Origin of the sequence: Algoriphagus resistens (assembly GCF_001442615.1) — a bacterium.
In the GTDB taxonomy this organism is placed as follows: domain Bacteria; phylum Bacteroidota; class Bacteroidia; order Cytophagales; family Cyclobacteriaceae; genus Algoriphagus; species Algoriphagus resistens.
This window is the reverse complement of sequence record NZ_LMXN01000003.1, coordinates 132,645-152,246: the sequence shown is the minus strand read 5'-3', so window position 1 is coordinate 152,246 and position 19,602 is coordinate 132,645. Positions and strand designations below refer to the sequence as shown.

General features: G+C 43.1%; 15 protein-coding genes. 8 read left to right on the top strand and 7 right to left on the bottom strand.

Features of this window, described 5'->3' with window-relative positions:
* Nucleotides 1-8: 8 nt before the first annotated feature.
* The 7 genes from AS141_RS06940 (at nt 9) to AS141_RS06910 (ending at nt 10,486) form a co-directional block, all read left to right on the top strand.
* On the top strand, nt 9-1,877 hold the full coding sequence (locus AS141_RS06940) for a RagB/SusD family nutrient uptake outer membrane protein (protein WP_057936923.1): 1,869 nt from the start codon (nt 9-11) through the stop codon (nt 1,875-1,877).
* A 65-nt stretch (nt 1,878-1,942) separates the two neighbouring features.
* Nucleotides 1,943-5,293, top strand: a complete 3,351-nt coding sequence (locus AS141_RS06935; RefSeq protein ID WP_057936922.1) for a VCBS repeat-containing protein — start codon at nt 1,943-1,945, stop codon at nt 5,291-5,293.
* Between the two features lie 51 nt (nt 5,294-5,344).
* Nucleotides 5,345-6,310, top strand: coding sequence for a formylglycine-generating enzyme family protein (locus AS141_RS06930; protein WP_057936921.1), 966 nt, complete (start codon nt 5,345-5,347; stop codon nt 6,308-6,310).
* A gap of 17 nt (nt 6,311-6,327) precedes the next feature.
* On the top strand, nt 6,328-7,638 hold the full coding sequence (locus AS141_RS06925) for a Gfo/Idh/MocA family protein (RefSeq protein WP_057936920.1): 1,311 nt from the start codon (nt 6,328-6,330) through the stop codon (nt 7,636-7,638).
* Nucleotides 7,639-7,640: 2 nt separating this feature from the next.
* A complete protein-coding gene (locus AS141_RS06920; RefSeq protein WP_057936919.1) occupies nt 7,641-8,552 on the top strand; it encodes a hydroxypyruvate isomerase family protein in 912 nt (303 codons plus the stop codon).
* Nucleotides 8,553-8,565: 13 nt separating this feature from the next.
* On the top strand, nt 8,566-9,600 hold the full coding sequence (locus AS141_RS06915; RefSeq protein WP_057936918.1) for a WD40/YVTN/BNR-like repeat-containing protein: 1,035 nt from the start codon (nt 8,566-8,568) through the stop codon (nt 9,598-9,600).
* Between the two features lie 151 nt (nt 9,601-9,751).
* On the top strand, nt 9,752-10,486 hold the full coding sequence (locus AS141_RS06910; protein WP_057936917.1) for a 1-(5-phosphoribosyl)-5-[(5-phosphoribosylamino)methylideneamino]imidazole-4-carboxamide isomerase: 735 nt from the start codon (nt 9,752-9,754) through the stop codon (nt 10,484-10,486).
* Here the strand turns inward: AS141_RS06910 and AS141_RS06905 are convergent, their stop codons facing one another.
* On the bottom strand, nt 10,487-10,840 hold the full coding sequence (locus AS141_RS06905) for a hypothetical protein (protein ID WP_057936916.1): 354 nt from the start codon (nt 10,838-10,840) through the stop codon (nt 10,487-10,489).
* Nucleotides 10,841-10,914: 74 nt separating this feature from the next.
* On the opposite strand from AS141_RS06905, the gene AS141_RS06900 reads away from it, so the two are divergent.
* Nucleotides 10,915-11,253: a tRNA-binding protein gene (locus AS141_RS06900; protein ID WP_057936915.1), complete on the top strand. Its 339-nt coding sequence runs from the start codon at nt 10,915-10,917 to the stop codon at nt 11,251-11,253.
* Here the strand turns inward: AS141_RS06900 and AS141_RS06895 are convergent.
* The 6 genes from AS141_RS06895 to AS141_RS06865 all read right to left on the bottom strand — a co-directional run bounded on the left by AS141_RS06895 (nt 11,245) and on the right by AS141_RS06865 (nt 19,588).
* Nucleotides 11,245-12,063: an NAD-dependent epimerase/dehydratase family protein gene (locus AS141_RS06895; protein ID WP_057936914.1), complete on the bottom strand. Its 819-nt coding sequence runs from the start codon at nt 12,061-12,063 to the stop codon at nt 11,245-11,247. The two genes, AS141_RS06900 and AS141_RS06895, sit on opposite strands and share 9 nt — an antisense overlap.
* Before the next feature lie 501 nt (nt 12,064-12,564).
* Nucleotides 12,565-13,191, bottom strand: coding sequence for a sterol desaturase family protein (locus AS141_RS06885; RefSeq protein ID WP_057936912.1), 627 nt, complete (start codon nt 13,189-13,191; stop codon nt 12,565-12,567).
* A gap of 400 nt (nt 13,192-13,591) precedes the next feature.
* The gene (gene bshA, locus AS141_RS06880) at nt 13,592-14,728 is read right to left on the bottom strand and encodes an N-acetyl-alpha-D-glucosaminyl L-malate synthase BshA (protein ID WP_057936911.1); all 1,137 of its coding nucleotides are present in this window, start codon (nt 14,726-14,728) and stop codon (nt 13,592-13,594) included.
* A gap of 305 nt (nt 14,729-15,033) precedes the next feature.
* Complete coding sequence (locus tag AS141_RS06875) at nt 15,034-16,752, bottom strand: GMC oxidoreductase (protein ID WP_057936910.1); 1,719 nt, start codon at nt 16,750-16,752, stop codon at nt 15,034-15,036.
* On the bottom strand, nt 16,745-17,299 hold the full coding sequence (locus tag AS141_RS06870) for a gluconate 2-dehydrogenase subunit 3 family protein (RefSeq protein ID WP_057936909.1): 555 nt from the start codon (nt 17,297-17,299) through the stop codon (nt 16,745-16,747). The genes AS141_RS06875 and AS141_RS06870 overlap by 8 nt, the downstream gene beginning before the upstream one ends.
* Nucleotides 17,300-17,539: 240 nt before the next feature.
* Nucleotides 17,540-19,588, bottom strand: a complete 2,049-nt coding sequence (locus AS141_RS06865) for an alpha-L-fucosidase (protein WP_057936908.1) — start codon at nt 19,586-19,588, stop codon at nt 17,540-17,542.
* Between the last annotated feature and the right edge of the window lie 14 nt (nt 19,589-19,602).

The window sequence follows — 19,602 nt, the reverse complement described above, 5'->3', positions numbered from 1 at the left end:
CCGAACTAATGAAAAGAAATATAAAATACTTAGTACTACTGTTTGCGGCAAGCTTAACAACCGCAAGCTGTAACAGTGATTTCCTTAACACAGACCCTCTCACTGAGATATCAGAATCACAAGTATGGACTGACCCTGCACTGGCTGAGGCTTTTGTCACAGGAATTTATCAGGGATTTGGCCAAGGTGGGTTCAATGAGGAAATGTTGGCATCGTTGACCGATGAAGCAATCTTTACACATCCAGGACGTGGGATTACCACGGTGACCGAGGCTAGAATAAACTCTGCGGATGTAGGTTGGAATAATGCAGACCGTAGAACTTATAATTGGCAAAGGCTTTACAGCTACATTCGAAGAGCTAATCTTGCGATCAGCGAACTATCCGAACCACAATTTGCCAACGATGGAGGGATCGTAGATCGATTGCTTGGAGAAGCAAAGTTTTTGAGAGCTTATTATTACCACGATCTGGCAAGATATTTCGGTGGCGTCCCTTTGGTGGACCGTCCTTATGAACTTGGAGAAGAGACGTATGATATACCAAGATCCAGCTGGGAGGAAACCATCAATTTCATTATTGCTGACTTGGATGATGCAGCTATGCTGTTAGAAGGAAAAAGTATGGCAGATGGACGTACTAATGAATTAGCCGCGTTGGCCCTTAAGGCAAGGGTTCTATTGTATGCTGCCAGTGACCTACATGATGGGCCAACCGCACAAGCAAATGCCACTACCCTATCTGGTTTTAGTGATATTGACCTTTTGGTGTATACGGGTGGTAATAGAGCTGAGAGATGGCAAAAAGCCCAGGCCGCTGCCAAAGCAGTGCTAGATAAAGCTTCCGGTAACTTATATGGACTATCAGAGCCGGTTTCTCATGAAGAGGGAATCCAAAACTACATGAACAACTCCCTTTCCAGAAACGGCGGTGAAAATGAATTACTCCTTGCTAGATATTTTATCAATATGAAGCAGGAGGACGGTGGTCGTCAAGGACTATATAATGGACCAAATGGCTATAATAACTGGGCAGGAAACAGCCCTGTGCAACTGCTGGTGGACGACTATGAAATGATGGATGGGACTGAGTTTGACTGGTCCAATCCCACTCATGCATCTGCTCCTTATGAAAACCGTGATGCCCGCTTCTATGCTTCCATCCTTTATGATGGGGCTCAGTGGAAGCCTAGAGCCATAGCAAACCAGCCAAAGGATCCTTTGGGACAAATCCAAACAGGGACCTACGAAGTAACAGATGCCTCCGGAGCAAAACAGACGCACTTTGGGTTGGATACAAGAAACAGTTCTATAGAGGATTGGAATGGTAGTTATACTGGCTATTATATTAGGAAATTTGTAGATCCGGATCCTGCAGTTGTTGACCAGAATACCTGGCAAGAAGTTCCTTGGCCTATCATCAGGTATACTGAAGTTGTATTGAATTATGTAGAAGCTTCGCTGGAACTAGGTCAGGAAGCTGAAGCAAAAGCTTGGCTGAACCAGATTAGGTTTAGAGTAGGACAGCCAGCCCTTACATCTTCAGGTGAAGAATTAATGGAAGATTACCGCAATGAGAGGCGTATAGAAATGGCCTATGAAGAGCAAAGATTCCATGATGTTCGTCGTTGGATGATAGCAGAGGAGACATTTGGACGTCAGGCAAATATAATTAGCATTACAGGGACGCTTAAGCCTGGAAAGACACTTTCTACCTATCGCTACGATCCTGAGATTTACAATTACGTCTACAAAGTTCAGCCTATAGATCCGGGTAAAGAAAACAGAGCTTGGCTGGATAAAATGTATTTCATGCCGATCCACAGGGATGAGATGAATAGAAATGCAGCGCTGATCCAGAATCCAGGATTCGAATAACAAGACCAATTCTTAATTTTTGATCTAAGCCATTCCATTTGGGGTGGCTTAGATTATTTTAGCTTATGACCAAAAGAACGCTTATTACCGTTTTAGGACTTAGTGTTTTGATGTTGTCTTGCTCAGAAAAAGGCGATTCAATCCAAACTGATACTCCCTCAGTTAACAACACCCCACCCCTCTTTGCTCTTTTGACTCCTGAGCAAACGGGAATCACTTTTTCCAATAGGGTAGAGGAGACACTTAACCTCAATGTCCTCATGTATGAGTACTTATACAATGGTGGAGGTGTAGCTGTGGGTGACCTGAACGGCGATGGATTAGATGACATTTATTTTTCTGCCAATGTAAGTGGCAACCAACTTTACCTAAATCAGGGTGAACTCAAATTCAAAGAAACAGCTCAAGCTTCCGGAGCCACAGGAAGATCAGGTCCCTGGAAAACCGGAGTTGTATTCGCCGATATCAACGGGGACAATAAATTAGATATTTATCAGTGTTACTCCGGCAATTTGCCCACTGAAAAACGAACCAACCAGCTTTTTGTAAATCAGGGAAACGATGAAAATGGAATTCCTATTTTCAAGGAAATGGCTGAGGAATACGGAATTGCTTCCAATGCGCCCAGTACTTCCGCAAGTTTTTTTGATTATGATTTGGATGGGGATCTGGATCTTTTTCTCCTAAATCACAATACCCAATCTATCCAAAATCAGGATGAAAATCTGACCAAGGTATTGCTCAAAGAAAAGCATGAGGCAGGCTCTCAGCTTTTTGAAAATAGAAATGGGAAGTTTGTAGAGGTCACACAACAAGCAGGTATATCGAGTTCCAGCCTTTCCTACGGTCTAGGAGTTGCGGTGTCTGATATTAACCAGGATAGCTGGCCGGATATTTACATCGGCAATGACTATTCCATGCCGGATTACCTTTATATCAACCAGAAGGACGGCACCTTCAAAGATGAAATCCTGGAGCGTTTGGGCCATACCTCCCATTTTTCCATGGGTAACGATATCGCTGATTTCAACAACGATGGCTTATTGGATATTTTCACGCTGGACATGCTGCCCGAAGGAAATGAAAGACAAAAGCTACTGCTTGCCCCCGATAATTTTGAGCTGTTTGAACTGAATGTGAACAAGGGATTTCATCATCAGTACATGCGAAATATGCTGCATGTGAATTCCGGTGACGGTACTTTCCAGGAAATCGGACAGCTGGCTGGTGTATCCAATACCGATTGGAGCTGGGCCTCCCTTTTTGCTGATTTTGATAACGATGGTTGGAAGGACCTGTTTGTGACAAACGGGTACTTAAGAGATTACAACAATCAGGACTTTCTCAAATACATGGACAATTACGTCCGTACTTCAGGCGGGAAACTAAAGCGGGAGGATTTGTTGAACATGGTGAGAAACATGCCTTCCTCGAACTTGACCAATTACATTTTTAAAAACAGCGGGGAGTTAGCTTTTCAAAACCAAACCAAGGAATGGGGAATCGATCATGTATTAAATAGTAGTGGTGCTGCCTATAGTGATCTTGACAATGACGGAGATCTTGATCTGGTCGTAAATAATATCAATACCCCTGCTTCTATTTATGAAAATCAAGCTGCTCAGCAAAACGGCAAAAATTATTTGCAAGTAAAACTCTTAGGATCGGAATCGAATTCCTCAGCTTTTGGAGCCAGAATAGAAGTATATGCTGGAGGTACTATTCAGGTCCTGGAACAGAATCCGTATCGTGGCTATCAGTCCTCTGTGTCAACGACGCTGCATTTTGGGTTAGGTGATTTGGACGAAGTAGACTCTCTTATGGTCTCCTGGCCTGGAGGAAAGATATCCAAAGAATATAAAATCCGGGCAAACCAACTGCTGGAACTACGTGAAAACGACGCAGTAAATTCCTCTCGCATCAAGCCCGTTCCTTCCGAGGTATTTCTTACCGAAAGGGCAGTTCTAAAAAACACACAAGGCAGGGATTTTAATGATTATAAGCGACAGCCTTTGCTGATTAATCCTGTTTCAGGAAACGGGAAAGCGATGGTTTTTGATGATTTTAATGGAGATGGACGTGAGGATTTGTTTGTGGGAGCAGGGTCCGATGCCGATGCCTCCATTTATTTTCAATCTTCTGATGGATCATTTAAGAAGCAGAACACGGCTGTTTTCGAATCAGCTTCACGATCAGAAGACACTGATGCTATCGTATTCGATGCAAACGGGGATGGATATATGGACTTGTATGTGGCCAGCGGGGGAGTATATGATTTCAACCTAGGAGATGAGGCATTGCGGGATCGACTCTATCTAAATGACGGAAAAGGCAACTTCAGGCAAGCTTCCGAAGCGCTTCCGGAGGAAGCCTTTCCTAGCGGCACTGTGCAAGAGGGCGATTTCAACTTTGATGGAATTCCTGACTTATTTGTTGGGGCCCGTGTTACTCCGGGTCAGTTTCCTACTTCCCTTGGAGGAAGGATTTATATCAACGACGGCAAAGGCAAGTTCACTGATCAGACGAAACAACTTGCACCCACGTTTGTCAATTTGGGAATGCTTACAGACTCAGGCATGGCAGATCTGGATCAGGATGGAAAACCGGAATTGATTGTCCTTGGGGAAGCTATGCCTATTCAGATTTTCTCTTTCCAAAAAAATCAATGGAAAGAAACAACTTTAAATTTTTTCGCCAAGCATGAATTTGGCTTTTGGAATGACCTGACACTTGCGGATTGGGATGACGATGGAAATGTGGAGATTTTGGCAGGCAACCTTGGCACAAACTCCCAGATCAAAGCTACCCATTCCCAACCTGCCGAAATCCTCTACAAGGATTTTGACGGCAATGGTTCCGTTGATGCCTTTTTGGGATATTATATACAGAATGAAAAATATCCTGCGGCCAGCAGAGACGAGATTTTAGGACAGGTTCTTTTTCTTAAGAAGAGATATCTGGATTTCAAATCGTTTTCCAATGTGAAAATGGATGAGCTGTTTACAGCAAAGGAACGGGAAGGAACCAGCTCGATCTATATTAACCGACTGGAGACGACTTATTTTGTACGGAATTCTGAGGGGAAATATGTTGCGAAAACATTGCCCATCCAAGCTCAGTTTTCTCCTGTGTTTGCCTCAGCAGCGGTAGATGTAAATGACGATGGAAATTTAGATATGGTTCTGGGAGGAAATATTGGCTATGGCAAACTATATTTCGGGAAATATGATGCAAACCATGGCGTTGTTTTGCTTGGAGATGGAAAAGGGAAGTTTACGAATGCTACCAAAGCCCAAAGCGGATTGAATCTCCATGGAAACATCAGAAAAATCAGTTCAGACAACAGACTACTGCTTGTCTATTCGGATGAATCTACGGTGAGCATCTATTCGCTCCATCCATCAAAAACGGACTAAATCCTAAACCCTATACTAGTATATTTAACGCTAAAGATTTTTTCTTTGAACATGTTTAAGACAAACACCAAATACCTTGCTATCGGCGCATTGATTCTGATGAGTTTTGATGTGAATGAAGCCAATTTTGAATCTTATACCCAGAAAATCCCAGGAACAGAGGTGACATTCCAAATGACACCGATTCCGGAAGGTAGCTTCGTAATGGGCTCTTCAAATTCAGAAAATGAGGATGAAAAGCCTGCCCACGAAGTGAAAATCGCTCCTTTCTGGATGGGAACACATGAGGTGACATGGGATGCCTTTGAGCTTTTCCTGGATAAAAATTATGAGTTAGCTGTGTCCGAAGGCCCAATCGGAGACATGGTAGATGGACTGAGCCGACCAAGTATGCCTTATTTGGATATGACCTTTGGGATGGGTAAAGAAGGAAAGCCTGCCATAGGTATGACACAGTATGGAGCGATCCAGTTTTGTCATTGGCTTTATCTGAAAACCGGGATTTTCTATAGACTTCCTACGGAAGCCGAATGGGAATATGCGGCCAAAGCGGGAACAGATACTAAATATTTCTTTGGTGATGATCCGTCCCAGCTTGGAGAATACGCTTGGACTAAAGAGAATTCTGCCGAGACTACACATGAGATTGGCAAGAAAAAACCTAACCCGTGGGGGCTTTATGACATTTATGGAAATGTGCTGGAATGGACTTCAGATCAATATGATCCGGAGTTTTATGCATCATCTCCTACAGCAAACCCTTCCAATCCATCAACCGAGCTTTACCCAAGAGTGGTACGGGGGGGAAGTTATGATACAGAGGCTTCTGAAATAAGTTCTTCCAAGCGTTTTTTGAGTTCGGCAGACTGGAAACGGATAGACCCACAAATCCCCAAAAGCCAATGGTGGTTTCCAGAAGCTCCTTTCTTAGGTCTTAGGCTGGTGAGACCTCAAATTCCCCCTAGTCCAGAGGAAATTATGGCTTATTACCAAGCCGAACCAATTACTGATTACTAACCCTTAATACCTATACTATGAAATTAGAGAACTCCCGCAGGGATTTCATCAAAACCTCTGCTCTGGTTACGGGCGGATTGATGACTGCTCCTTTTGTACTGCCAGGTGCCTATGCAGCCCCTGTCAATGAACTGAAACTTGCATTGATCGGCTGTGGTGGCCGTGGAACAGGTGCTGCTTTTCAAGCCTTGGCAACAGGCCATAACATCAAAGTAGTTGCTATGGCAGATGCTTTCAGAGATCGTTTAGATAATGCGCATAAGGCGTTAAGTGAAAAATATGGAGACAAACTTGCTGTTTCTGAGGATATGAAATTTGTAGGGTTTGATGCGTATAAAGATGCCATCGCTCAAGCTGATGTAGTAATCCTTGCTACACCTCCCGGATTCCGCCCTATGCATTTCGAGGAAGCGGTGAAGCAGGGCAAGCAGGTCTTCATGGAAAAGCCCGTAGCAGTAGATGCTGCAGGCATCAGAAAAGTCCTAAAGGCTGCCGAAGAAGCAAAAGCGAAAAAACTAAATGTAGTGGTAGGCCTTCAACGACACTATCAGGCAAACTATATCGAAACAATCAAACGTATTCACAACGGTGATATCGGAGAGATTATCAACGGTCAGGTTTATTGGAATGACGGTGGTGTATGGGTGAGAGAGCGTCAGCCTGGTCAGACAGAGATGGAATACCAAATGAGAAACTGGTATTACTTCAACTGGCTTTGTGGAGATCATATCAACGAGCAGCATGTGCATAACATCGATATTGCCAACTGGGTGAAACAGGGACCTCCGGTGAAAGCCGAAGGAACGGGTGGTCGCCTTGTCCGGACCGGCAAGGAAAACGGGGAGATCTTTGACCATCATGTATTGACTTATACCTATGCAGACGGAACGGTGATTCACAGTGAGTGTAGACACTTCCCGGGAGCTCAAAACCGTGTGGATGAAAGCTTCCAAGGAACCAAAGGGACAGCTTACTTAAGTGCTGGGAATTTCGGAACCCTCAAGGACTGGAAAGGCAATGTGCTTTATGAGCATGATCGTAAGAATCAGCCAAACCCATACCAGGTAGAGCATGATCTGCTTTGGGAAGCCTTGTTTAACGGGGAATATAAATTTGCTGATGCTGAGAATGCCGCAAACAGTACAATGACGGCGATTATGGGGAGATATGCTACTTATTCTGGTAAACCACTGACTTTCGAGGAAGCAATAAATGGCACAATTGATTTAATGCCTGAGACATTGGCTTGGGATGCAATGCCTAAGGTCTTGCCAGGGACTGATGGATATTATCCGCATGCAATTCCGGGAAAAACTAAAGTGGTTTAATCATGGAAAGAAGAGGATTTATCAAGAAAGTAGGTTTAGGCAGCACCCTTTTGGGTGTTTCAGGAGCCATGAGTATGCCATCCTTTGCTGCTGGCAAAGCTGAGCCTACATTTAAAATGGACTTCGCACCTCACTTCGGAATGTTCAGAAATTCTGCTCCGGGCGGAGTTGTAGATGAGCTGAAGTTTATGGCTGATCAGGGATTTAGATCTTTGGAGGACAACGGGATGTTGGGACGGTCCGTGGAAGAGCAAACGCTTATCGGCAAAACGCTAGAGTCTTTAGGGATGAGAATGGGTGTATTTGTAATAGATGGCGGCGAAAACTGGAAGACTTCCCTTACCACAGGCAAGAAAGAGCACGAAGATTTATTTGTAGAGACATGCAGAAAATCTGTAGAAGTCGCCAAGCGGGTTGGGGCAAAATGGATGACAGTAGTTCCCGGCTATTTCGAAAGAAATCTACCGATGGGCGTGCAGACTGGCAATGTCATCGAAGCCTACAAGCGTGGTGCTGAGGTGTTGGAAAAAGAAGGTTTAGTTATGGTAATGGAGCCATTGAGTGACAATCCCGACCTTTTCCTTCGCCATGCAGATCAGTCCTATATGATTTGCAAAGCAGTGGATAGCCCTGCATGTAAAATCCTGTATGATATTTATCACATGCAGCGAAATGAGGGTAACTTGATCGCCACGATGCAAAAGACTTGGGATGAGATTGCTTACATACAAATCGGAGATAATCCAGGCAGAAAGGAACCTGGAACCGGAGAAATCAATTATAGCAATGTATTCAAATTCATCCACGAAAAAGGGTTTACAGGTGTGATGGGTATGGAGCATGGAAATGCATCTCCGGGAATAGAAGGAGAAAAAGCATTAATCCAAGCCTATAGAAAAGTTGACATAGTCTGATTTTAGAGTAAAAATGAGCAAAAGAAAAGTACTGGCGCTATCATTATTGGTAGCGCTTTTTTCCTGTAAAAAATCTGAGGAAAACCTAGCTGAAAAGCCAAGTGGCTGGAATATCCTTGAGACGCCGGTAGAATCTTCTCTACGAGGTCTTTCTCCACTCACGGGCGAAATAGCTTGGGCAAGTGGAAGCAAAGGGGTCTGGTTAAGAACTATAGATGGGGGTAAGTCTTGGGATCATGGTGTGGTTGCAGGCTTGGATACAGTGGATTTCAGATCGATTCATGCCTTTGATGCTATGACAGCTATTGTGGTTTCAGCAGGACAGCCAGCTGTGATTTACAAGACAGAAGATGGGGGGAAATCATGGGAGCTAAAACATCAGGAGAATGAATTCGCTTTTTTGGATGGTATTAGCTTTTCATCCCCTAGCCGGGGATTTGTAATAGGAGACCCTTTTAATGGGAAATGGACAATCCTGCAGACTGCCAATCAAGGTAATTCTTGGTATCCGATTGATTCACTTCCCGGTGCTGCAGATGGGGAAGCTGCCTTCGCAGCCAGTGCAACGTCACTTCTTGCCGAAGGAAATCATCTTTGGTTAGGCACTGGCGGTAAGGAGTCGAACCTCCATTTTTCCAAGGATATGGGGGAAAGTTGGGAAAAATATAGCTCTCCTTTTGTTCAGGGAGAATCATCCCAAGGTATTTTTTCAATAACAAGAATGGGCAGTGGGGAAATAGTAGGAGTGGGAGGAGATTACCTGGAAGAAGAAATGCAGGAAGGTGTTGCCGGAATTTTTGTTGCTGCCAAAAAAGAATGGATAAAACCACAGCAGAGTCCAGGCGGGTATCGATCCGGAGTAGTTTATTTTCCGAGGCAAAAAAGCTTGATCGCTGTAGGTCCGTCTGGTTCGGATTATTCTACCGATGCAGGGATTACCTGGGAGCCGATTTCCAATGAAGGTTTCCACTCCGTGAAAATGGGACATGCAGATGGTTCTATATGGGCATCGGGTGCTAAAGGAAAAATAGCTAAATTAAGCTATTGAATTTCTGGAATACGATCCAGGCCAAGTTGCAGAAAACGGACTTTGAATTTATGCCGATAAAAGATTAAGTAGTAGTTAGGCTAAAAGTAGTACCATTTTGTATCTTTAGGCAGCTCGTCAATTACCGCTAATAAACCTGAATATTATAAAGATGTTTGAAATTATTCCGTCCATTTGGCTAATCAATGGGAAATGTGTCCGACTAAAAAGGGGCGATTTTTCCACTGAAGAAGTGATCTCCAATAACCCTTTGGAAATTGCCCAGGCTTTTGAATCTATAGGAATTAAGAGGGTTCATCTTGTGGATTTGGATGGTGCACGTAGAGGAGAACCTAAGAATTATCATATTCTGGAAGCTATTGCAGGATATACAGAGTTGAAAGTGGATTATACCGGCGGGGTTACCACGGATGGAGATGTAATCAAATGTTTTGAATTTGGCGCTGCCACAATCACAGCGAGCTCTGTTGCGGCGAATAATCCAGAGCGTTTTGCTCAATTCATCCTTTCATATGGGCGCGAAAAAATCAATCTTGCTGCGGATATCAACCCTGCTGATAATAAAATCAAGATAAGGGGCTGGTTGAAAAAGACAGAAATAGATCTGTTCGATCATATCGACTTTTTCTTTGAGCGCGGGTTGAAATACCTCAAATGTTCGGATATTACAAGAGACGGAGTAATGGAAGGCCCTAACTTTGCTTTATTCCAGAAGATCAGAGATAAATTTCCCGATATTAATCTCGCAGCCAGTGGTGGGGTAAGGGGAGTCGATGATTTCAGGCGACTTAGAGAGATGGGGGTGTCGGCCGCTGTTTTTGGAAGAGCTTATTATGAAGGAATGATAAGTCTTCAAGATTTAGAAAAATTCCAGACAGAAAATTGATTAATCTGCTTTGAACTTATCAACTATATAGAGAAAAATATTAAAAGAAAGTGTAGAAGGGGCCGTTTCAGGTTTTTTGCCTTCCCCGCTTAAATGATTGTCTTTTTTTGGTAGAGATGCATGAGTACTTGGGGCAGTAGTGGCAGTAGGAGTAAGAGTCTCAGGAGTTTGAAGATCAGTAACATCTGAATGATTCTCAGTCAAAGGCTTGTCGCTAATAGGCCTTTCCTGCTCCATTTCTGATTTTTCTTGTTCACTTTGAGCGATAGAATCTCCTGCCCAAAAGCATAGCGTCATAACAGTTAAACTGAAAATTGCGATTTTTGTAAAAGGAAAATCTGAAATTCCGACCATAATAATGTGGGGTTACCTTATATCTTACTGGGTGCTTTTGTAAAAGGTTCCTAAAATTAGGAAAAAAATTGACTATGCAAACGATTGATTACAAAGATTTCGACAAAATAGAATTACGTATAGGGACTATTATCCGGGTAGAACAGTTTGAAAAAGCACGAAAACCCGCTTATAAAATTTGGGTAGATCTGGGAGAAAATATTGGTGTAAAAAAATCCTCCGCCCAGATTACTCTCCATTATCAGCCAGAGGATTTGATGGGAAGACAGGTAGTTTGTGTCTGTAATTTTGCACCTCGGCAGATTGCGGATTTTATGTCGGAAATCCTAATAACAGGTTTTGAATCCGATGGGGGCGGAATAATCCTTACTTCCGTAGATAGGCCAGTGCCAAATGGCGCCAGATTATTTTGAATAAGGAAAGTCAAGCGGGTTGGGATAGTCGAATTTAAATCCTGTCCTGATGATTTTTTCGCCTGAAATCAATCTATCCTCACTTGCCGCACCATGCTGATAGCTGGCAGGAGGCAATAGTCCGAGGTCGGAAGCATTCTTTGCATAAATATCCTTTCTCAGAGAATGGACAGGAGCCACGCCATTAAAGGTCTCGTTCCAAAGTTCATTTGCAATTATCCAGTGAAGTAGGCGGGCAGCATCACTTCTATAGATGAAATTTACACGGGTATGCCCGGCCACGTTTTCTTTACCTGCGACGTAATTTCCAGGTATCCTGTTGTCCCCGAGAAGTCCGCCAAAGCGCACAATAGTGAGATCTTTCCCCCCTGAGAAGGTCAACTCCCCTTTTAGCTGGGTGATATTGCCTGTGTTGCTTGGATTTAAAATTTCCTCTTCAGTATAGGCTTCAGTCCGGGTTTCTTCTGGATAAACCCCTGTACTGGAAACAAAAATTACTTTTTGAATAACCGATTGTTCCACTATGCTTTGGAGAAACTTCAGTTGCTCCAGGTAAAATTTTCCATCCGTGTTGCGGCTGCGGGGAGGGATATTGATGACGAGGATTTCAGAATTGAATAATTCCTGAAATCCTGTTCCCTGCGGATAGGGCACTAGGGAGAAGTGAATGGCATTAATTCCCTCTTGAAGTAAGTCACGTTGTTTTTCTGCAGTGGTGGTACTTCCCACTACTTCGTAACCGTCTTGCTTAAGTAACTTTGCCAAAGGCAGACCTATCCAGCCAAGACCTATTATTGCTATTTTTTTCATGTGTTTAATTTAAGCTGTTGGAAAATTACGTAACGTGTTGGTTTTGAACGGGTAAAGATTTTTACCTGTTTGAAAGAGCATACATGTCCCCTTACCCAATAAAAAAATCGGGAAACCAAGTGTAAGAAAATAACAGCTAAGAAAGTTAAAATTTCATGTTCATGCTCCCTCCCGATTGAAGTCGGGATTGGCGATACTCTTTTGTGCTTAGCTGTGAGGACAGTTTCATCTGCGGGGTTTCTGAAAGCTCGTAGCTTATTAAGATATTTCAACCTCCAGTAAAAATCGTCCTTCGAATACCCCATAAAGTTATTAATCATGCCCTTTTGTGTCAAGCTCCTTGTCATGGATGTTTCATCTGATTATAATTTGCCTTTTAAGGGACATATGGAATCTCGCATGGTGAATAATCATCCCAGTGTGTGACGCTGGAGTCATGCTCGATTTCATGCTGTTTTGTTGAATAAAAAAACCTCCTGGATGTCAGGAGGTCTGGATTCATCAATCTTTTTTGGGTACTGTTCCGAGAATATAATCCCAGAGTGGTGTACTTACCCCAAATGCTACATCAGGATCTTTGTAATGATGAATGGCATGGTGCACCCAAAGTATTTTCATAAAATTTTTAGGCGGCTGTAAAGCATGGACTACGTAGTGGATCCCTAAATATAAGGCGTAGCCAAACAGAAATCCGGGAAGAAAATAAAATGCAAGATCTCCCATGATCAATTTGAAGATCAGGTAGAGAATAGCTGCATAGGCAGCACTGACAAAAGGGGGCATTGCTAACCTGTCCTTGTCCTTAGGATAATCGTGGTGTACGCCATGTACAGTGTACTGCAACTTATCCTTGATAGGAGTATTAGGCTCCATATGGAAAAAGTGCTTATGCATCATGTATTCAACGAATGTAAATCCTATATAACCTGTCACGAACAGCAAAATGGCTGTGCCCACGCCTACTTCAGTTTTTTGGATCCCAAAGTATACTGATGTACATCCCAAAATGATGAACATTGCAATTGGCATCCAAATTGGGGTACGAGTTATTCTTTCCAGAATAGGGTTGGAGAACATCTGGGCGGTACCAAAATTGTCCGGCTTATCCAATCTTCCAATCTTTTTCATATGATTATAATTTGCTTTTTAAAGGCCATATGGAATCTTGCATGGTAGATAATCATCTCTCTGTGTGCTGCCTGCAACATGCTCGATTTCATCTGCTTATAATTTGTTTTTTATGGTCAGATGGAATCTCACATACATAATAATCATCCCTGTGTGACGCTATTAGGCATGCTCGATTTCATGTGTTTATAATTAATTTTTATTAGTCACATGGAATCTTTGACGATTATAATCATCTTTACCCTGTGCGTTTTAATGATGATTATGCTCGTGTCGATTTCATAAGCTACTAAAATAAAACTATCCTAATTCTTCAGATACTCAATCAGGAATTATTCACAAAGATAAGTTAAAACGGTGTTTTGTCCCTGTGATTCTAATGACAATAATCAGGTTATAATCAAATTTCTGCCATGGTAGACTCAATGGTCTTTTGGTAATAAGACACATAAAGCGGCAAAATCTCTGAAATATCAAATTCCTTTGCTCTTGCCAGTGCATTGGTTTTGAAGGTGGCAAGGTTCGCATCATCTAAGATATATAACGCTTTTTCCTTCATAGTTTGGATATCACCTATCTCACAAACAAATCCTGTCACACCATCGATGTTGAGCTCAGGAATACCGCCTGCATTAGAGGAGAGGATAGGAACCTCGCAAGCCATCGCCTCCAATGCCGCCAGACCAAAACTTTCTTTCTCAGAAGGCATCAAAAATAGATCCGCAACTGAAAGTACTTCTTCCACAGCATCTAATTTCCCTAAAAAGCGCACATCGTCACAGGTTCCGAGCTCCCTGCAAAGTCGTTCCATTTTGTCGCGCTCAGGACCATCACCTACCAGAAGTAATTTCGCAGGAATCTCTTTCCGGGTCTCATAAAATACACGGATTACATCCTCTACGCGTTTTACTTTTCTGAAATTTGATGTATGAACCATTAGCTTTTCTCCATTTGGACAGATTGCCAATTTGAAGTGCTCTTTTCTTTGTCGCTTGAATCTTTCAAGATCAATAAAGTTCGGAATAACTTCGATCTCCCGCTGAATATCGAAGAATGCAAAGGTTTCTTTCCTCAAATCTTCAGATACCGCTGTTACTCCATCGGATTGATTGATACTAAAAGTGACTACCGGTTCATAACTGGGATCTTTTCCTACCAAAGTGATGTCAGTTCCATGGAGCGTAGTCACTACAGGAATATGAATGCCTTCAGTCTTTAAAATTTGCTTGGCCATATATGCGGCCGAAGCATGAGGAATGGCATAGTGTACATGAAGAAGATCCAACTTTTCGTATTTGACCACGCTCACCATCTTGCTTGCCAACGCCAATTCGTATGGAGCGTGCTCAAAGAGAGGGTAGCTTTTGATATCTACCTCATGGTAATACAGATTTTCGCTGAAAAAGTCCAATCTGGTAGGCTGCTTATAGGTGATGAAATGCACTTCATGACCGATTTTAGCTAGACCTTTTCCTAGTTCTGTCGCTACTACTCCACTACCTCCAAAGGTCGGGTAGCAAACAATGCCTATTTTCATCAGTTTATAATTTGTCTTTTATAGGCCGCATGGAATCTCGCATGAATTATAATCATCCCGCGGTTTGTTATTTTGGTCATGCTCGATTTCATAATAAAGTTGGGCTGGTTTAATAACCTGACTTTTAACACGCATTAACTCTAAAATTGTTCATTTCACAGGTGAATTATCTTAGTATTGCTGTGATAATAAGCAAAACAGTTGAAAATCAGCTAGATCGGGTCGGTCCCGCAACTGAATAAAAAAGTAAGCCCCTGGGAAGAAATACTTCCCAGGGGCTTTGCCTGTATCAAGTTCAGCTATTGTTACCCTTTTTTACTTTCTTCCACAGCATGATGCGCTGCCCTGGCTGCAAAAGCCATATAGGTCAATGTCGGGTTTTGGGTGGACGTGGAAGTCATACAAGCTCCATCAGTTACATAGACATTTGGTGCGGCATGAAGCTGATGGTTTCGGTTAAGTAGGGAAGTCTTTGGATCCTTACCCATTCTGACTCCGCCCATTTCGTGAATGTCAAGACCAGGGGATCGGTGATCATCTCTTACAGATATGTCCGTAAATCCAGCTTTTTCAAACATTTCAGAAATCTGCTCCTGATAGTCCAGGATCATTTTCTCATCATTCTCATCATACGACACATTGAATTTCATCGTCGGAAGGCCGTAAGGATCAAGATTTTTAGTGTCCAATGCAAGGAAATTAGATTCTTTTGGAATCGTCTCACCCATCATGTGTGATCCTACTCTCCATGGCCCGTCGGGAGCCGCCGGATTTAGCAACCCTTCTTTCAGCTCCATCCCGATTCTGTCCCCGCCGTTGTAACCCCCTGAGCGATAGGCACTGAATCCTCCGGCATAGCCACGGAGGAAATCTGTTTCCTGCTTCTTCACATTTCTAAACCTGGGAATGTATCCACTGGTAGGCCTTCCGCCTGAAGTAGTGTATTCCATATAGCCATCGAAAGAGGCACTTACACCGGCACGGTAATTATGAAAGGCAAAATATTTGCCTAAAAGCCCACTGTCATTTCCCAACCCATTTGGAAAACGACTAGAAATTGAATTCATCAAAATCAGATTCGAATTAATCGCTGCTGCATTGAGGAATATTACATCTGCATAGAATTCCTCCATTTCTTTTGTGTGGGCATCTATCACTCTTACTCCGGTCGCTTTTCCTTTTTCATCATCATAAATAATGGAATGAACCACAGAGTCCGGTCTCAGGGTCACGTTTCCGCTTTTTAGAGCCCAAGGCAGTGTAGAGGAATTACTGCTGAAATACCCTCCGAATGGACAACCACGCTGGCAAAGATTTCTGTTTTGGCAGAAAGCCCGCCCTTGCTCAGCAAATTGCTGATGTGGACCGTTGATATGGGCACATCTGGCAGAAATCATATGGCGATCACCACCGTAGGATTCTTTCAGTTTTTGTGCAAAATGTTTTTCAACAACATTAAGATCGTAACCAGGCAGGAATTCTCCGTCAGGTAATACGTCCAAGCCATCTTTATTCCCGGATACACCAGCAAATTTCTCTACATGGCTGTACCAAGGCGCAATGTCCTGATAGCGAATGGGCCAATCCACCGCAAATCCGTCTCTTGCAGGGCCCTCAAAATCATAGTCTGACCAACGCTGAACCTGCCGTGCCCAAAGAAGTGATTTTCCACCCACCTGGTACCCTCTGATCCAGTCAAAAGGTTTTTCCTGAATGTAGGGTTGTTCGGCATCCTTCACGAAAAAATGCGCTGAATCTTCTCCAAAAGCATAGCACTTTGCCACAATCGGATTCTCATCGAGTATTTCCTGTGGGATTTTTCCTCTATGTTTAAATTCATAAGGGAGCATATTGGTGGTAGGGTAATCTTTGACGTGCTCTACATTACGTCCACGCTCCAGTACCAAAGTTTTCACTCCTAGATCTCCAAACTCCTTTGCAGCCCAACCTCCGCTGGCTCCGGATCCGATGACAATGGCTTGGTAAGTTCGTTCTTGTTTATTCTGGATATTTAAATTAGCCATTGATATGCGGTTTGTGGGTATCGGAAATCAGTACAGCACCATTATAGGTGCCGGGTATAAGGGAGTATGGGACCACTTCAGTCTGAATGTATTCCGAAGCCATATATCCCTGGATAGTCAACCTCTTTGTTACATTGATAAAATAAGAAAGGGCTTTATTTTCTTCACCTTCTAGCTTGAGACCATTCTGGATAAGCGACTCTTTTTCCTTGGTTTCCAGTTTTTCAAATCTACCTCCAGCGGTGTTTTTGGCATACGTTGGAAATGCTGTGAGACCTTGGGTGAAAAGATCTTGTTCTTCTTTTTTTAAACAATCGTTGACCATAACCAGGATGAAATCCGGCACTTCCAGGTCCAAAGCGCCTTTGAGCTCGCCTGCTGGGATGATCGTGTTGGAGATTTCTCCCAGAAGTTGTTTCTGGGAACTGGTGATTTTTAGCTTGTCATAAGCTGCCAGGATATCATCGGAGCTAAAATCACAGGAGGGAACCAGAGCAAGTCCTCCCGAAATCAGTGCGAGATGCCTGAGTGCGATTCGTCTATTCATAGGTATTAGGATTGGGTTTTATTAAATCGAGCGCTCAATGTAGCCATAATGACTTTTAATAACCATCCTTTTTTGACAGGGTTTCCAGATTAAGAGTAAGTCATTCTGTATGGAGCTGATGCAATTCGGATACTACCTCAGGATGGGTTTTGCTTCTTATTGATTCAATACTTCTCCTATTATAAATTGATGAGGTAAATCTTGTCATCATCAGTGAATACCATACATTGTTGCCTTCCTTTACTTTGTTAAAACTCCGATTTCAGCAAAGGTCGCGGCATTTCCATCTGCAGTTTTACTGGCTTTTAAGCGAATAAATTTGCCTTTGACTTCGTCAAAATGGACGATCTGCTCAATTGGGCTATTGACAATATTTGAAAATTCACCGGAAGCTACCTTCCGGAAGTTTTTCCCATCTGAACTCACTTCAAAGACATAATTGGTGATAAAGCCGCTTGGGTAACGCGCTTGCATGGGCAGGTATGTGAACCCTTTGAGCTCAACCTCCTCTCCAAGATCAATTGTGACACTATTGGCTTCACTTGTCACAAAACTATGAGGATTCCCGTCAATCAGCTTTTCACCTTCTTTCTGTTGGGTGGACCATTTTGCTTTAGCCAAATCCACTTCTACAGTTATTGCTTCACTAATTTTACCTGTAGCAGAATTTAGAGAAATTGCTTTTAGTGTAGCGGGATTTTCTACTTGAAATGGAGATGTATACTTTTTGCTCTCAGCAGATGGCTCGGATCCATCTAGGGTGTAATAAACTTCCAATCCCTCTTCTGGACTTGCTAATGTGATCTCACCCAGCTTGTTTCTAGCGTAAGTTGGAGGTAGCATCAGTTTTGGGGCGTGGTATATCCCAATCTCAGAAATGACCGGAATATCTTTCCCATCTGTAAACCGGATGCGAACCGAACCGGCTGTCACATCAGGGAATCGTAGAATTCTCTTGTGCCCAATAGTAGTTGCCTCAATGATTTTCTCCCAGTTTCCTTCAGTTTCTTTTTCTAAAACAAAGTTTTTCACCCGTTGACCGAGCGGGGTATATTCTTGAAGCAAAAGCCTATTGAAAGTGATTTCTTTGCCGAATTCCAGCGTTATTTCGCCGGTTTTACTTCCATCTTCAGTAGTCCAATAGGTTTCATAATCTCCATCCAGTACATTTTCCACTTCGTATCCAAGCCCTCTTTCCTCGTTTGCTTTTGCTGTAGCCAAGGGCGCAAGATTGTTTGCAAAGTCCTCCTTGATTTTATGGGAAAGCCTCATGATTGCCTCCACGTCATTTTCATGGATCAATCCTCGCGTATCCACCGGAAAGTTGATTAGCAAAGAGCTGTTTCTGCCGATACTTTTATAGTAGATTTCAAGTAACTCCGGCAAAGAGCGGACTTTGTGATCTTCATACTTGTGGTAATACCAGCCTGGACGGATGGACACATCTGCCTCCGCGGGTACCCAATGTGTGCCATTTTCCTGTCCAGAGGCATACTTCTCCGGGTATTCGGGCATTCCTGCGTAAACAGAGTCCCTCATCAAATTTGACCAGGTAGATTCGTAAGCAAAACCATGCTCATTTCCAACCCATCGAACATCAGGACCTCCATCGCTAAACATCATCGCGCCCGGTTGCAATTCACGCACGAGCTTATAGGTATTTGGCCAATCGTAGTACGTTAATTTATCAACTTTCCGAACTTCATTGGCACCGCCATAGTAGCCATCACCGCCGTTTGCTCCATCAAACCAAACTTCAAAAATATCCCCATAATTTGTAAGGAGCTCAGTCAATTGGTTTCTCATGTAGGTGATGTATTCTGGCTTTCCATAGTCAGGATGATTTCGATCCCATGGGGAATAGTAGATACCGAATTTTAGTCCATATTCTTTGCATGCCTCTGCAAGTTCTTTGATCAGATCTCCCTTGCCGTCTTTCCAGGGGCTGTTTTTGATAGAATGCTCGGTGTATTCGGATGGCCAAAGTACAAAACCGTCGTGATGCTTTGCGGTAATGATCAAACCTTTCATTCCGGCCTCAGAAGCTACTTGGGCCCACTGCCTAGGCTGGAGGTCCGAAGGGTTAAACATTTCCGGCTTTTCATCACCAAAACCCCATTCCCGATCAGAGAATGTATTCATGTTGAAATGTACAAAACCATAGAATTCAAGTTCTTGCCAAGCGATCTGTCGAGGCTCTGGAACAGGTAAAACCGGGGCAGGGGGAGTTGCTTTTTCAGCGCAGAAAGAAAGGCCTAACAGCAATGCCAGCCAAAGAGAATTTTTCATTATAAGGAGATTAA

What these genes read in the sequence shown, in the direction of transcription:
- AS141_RS06915 (WP_057936918.1), top strand. Translation starts at nt 8,566, where the DNA reads ATGAGCAAAAGAAAAGTACTGGCGCTATCATTATTGGTAGCGCTTTTT.
- AS141_RS06870 (WP_057936909.1), bottom strand. Translation starts at nt 17,299, where the DNA reads ATGAATAGACGAATCGCACTCAGGCATCTCGCACTGATTTCGGGAGGA.
- AS141_RS06925 (WP_057936920.1), top strand. Translation starts at nt 6,328, where the DNA reads ATGAAATTAGAGAACTCCCGCAGGGATTTCATCAAAACCTCTGCTCTG.
- bshA (WP_057936911.1), bottom strand. Translation starts at nt 14,728, where the DNA reads ATGAAAATAGGCATTGTTTGCTACCCGACCTTTGGAGGTAGTGGAGTA.
- AS141_RS06885 (WP_057936912.1), bottom strand. Translation starts at nt 13,191, where the DNA reads ATGAAAAAGATTGGAAGATTGGATAAGCCGGACAATTTTGGTACCGCC.
- AS141_RS06875 (WP_057936910.1), bottom strand. Translation starts at nt 16,752, where the DNA reads ATGGCTAATTTAAATATCCAGAATAAACAAGAACGAACTTACCAAGCC.
- AS141_RS06900 (WP_057936915.1), top strand. Translation starts at nt 10,915, where the DNA reads ATGCAAACGATTGATTACAAAGATTTCGACAAAATAGAATTACGTATA.
- AS141_RS06910 (WP_057936917.1), top strand. Translation starts at nt 9,752, where the DNA reads ATGTTTGAAATTATTCCGTCCATTTGGCTAATCAATGGGAAATGTGTC.
- AS141_RS06920 (WP_057936919.1), top strand. Translation starts at nt 7,641, where the DNA reads ATGGAAAGAAGAGGATTTATCAAGAAAGTAGGTTTAGGCAGCACCCTT.
- AS141_RS06905 (WP_057936916.1), bottom strand. Translation starts at nt 10,840, where the DNA reads ATGGTCGGAATTTCAGATTTTCCTTTTACAAAAATCGCAATTTTCAGT.
- AS141_RS06930 (WP_057936921.1), top strand. Translation starts at nt 5,345, where the DNA reads ATGTTTAAGACAAACACCAAATACCTTGCTATCGGCGCATTGATTCTG.
- AS141_RS06865 (WP_057936908.1), bottom strand. Translation starts at nt 19,588, where the DNA reads ATGAAAAATTCTCTTTGGCTGGCATTGCTGTTAGGCCTTTCTTTCTGC.
- AS141_RS06935 (WP_057936922.1), top strand. Translation starts at nt 1,943, where the DNA reads ATGACCAAAAGAACGCTTATTACCGTTTTAGGACTTAGTGTTTTGATG.
- AS141_RS06895 (WP_057936914.1), bottom strand. Translation starts at nt 12,063, where the DNA reads ATGAAAAAAATAGCAATAATAGGTCTTGGCTGGATAGGTCTGCCTTTG.
- AS141_RS06940 (WP_057936923.1), top strand. Translation starts at nt 9, where the DNA reads ATGAAAAGAAATATAAAATACTTAGTACTACTGTTTGCGGCAAGCTTA.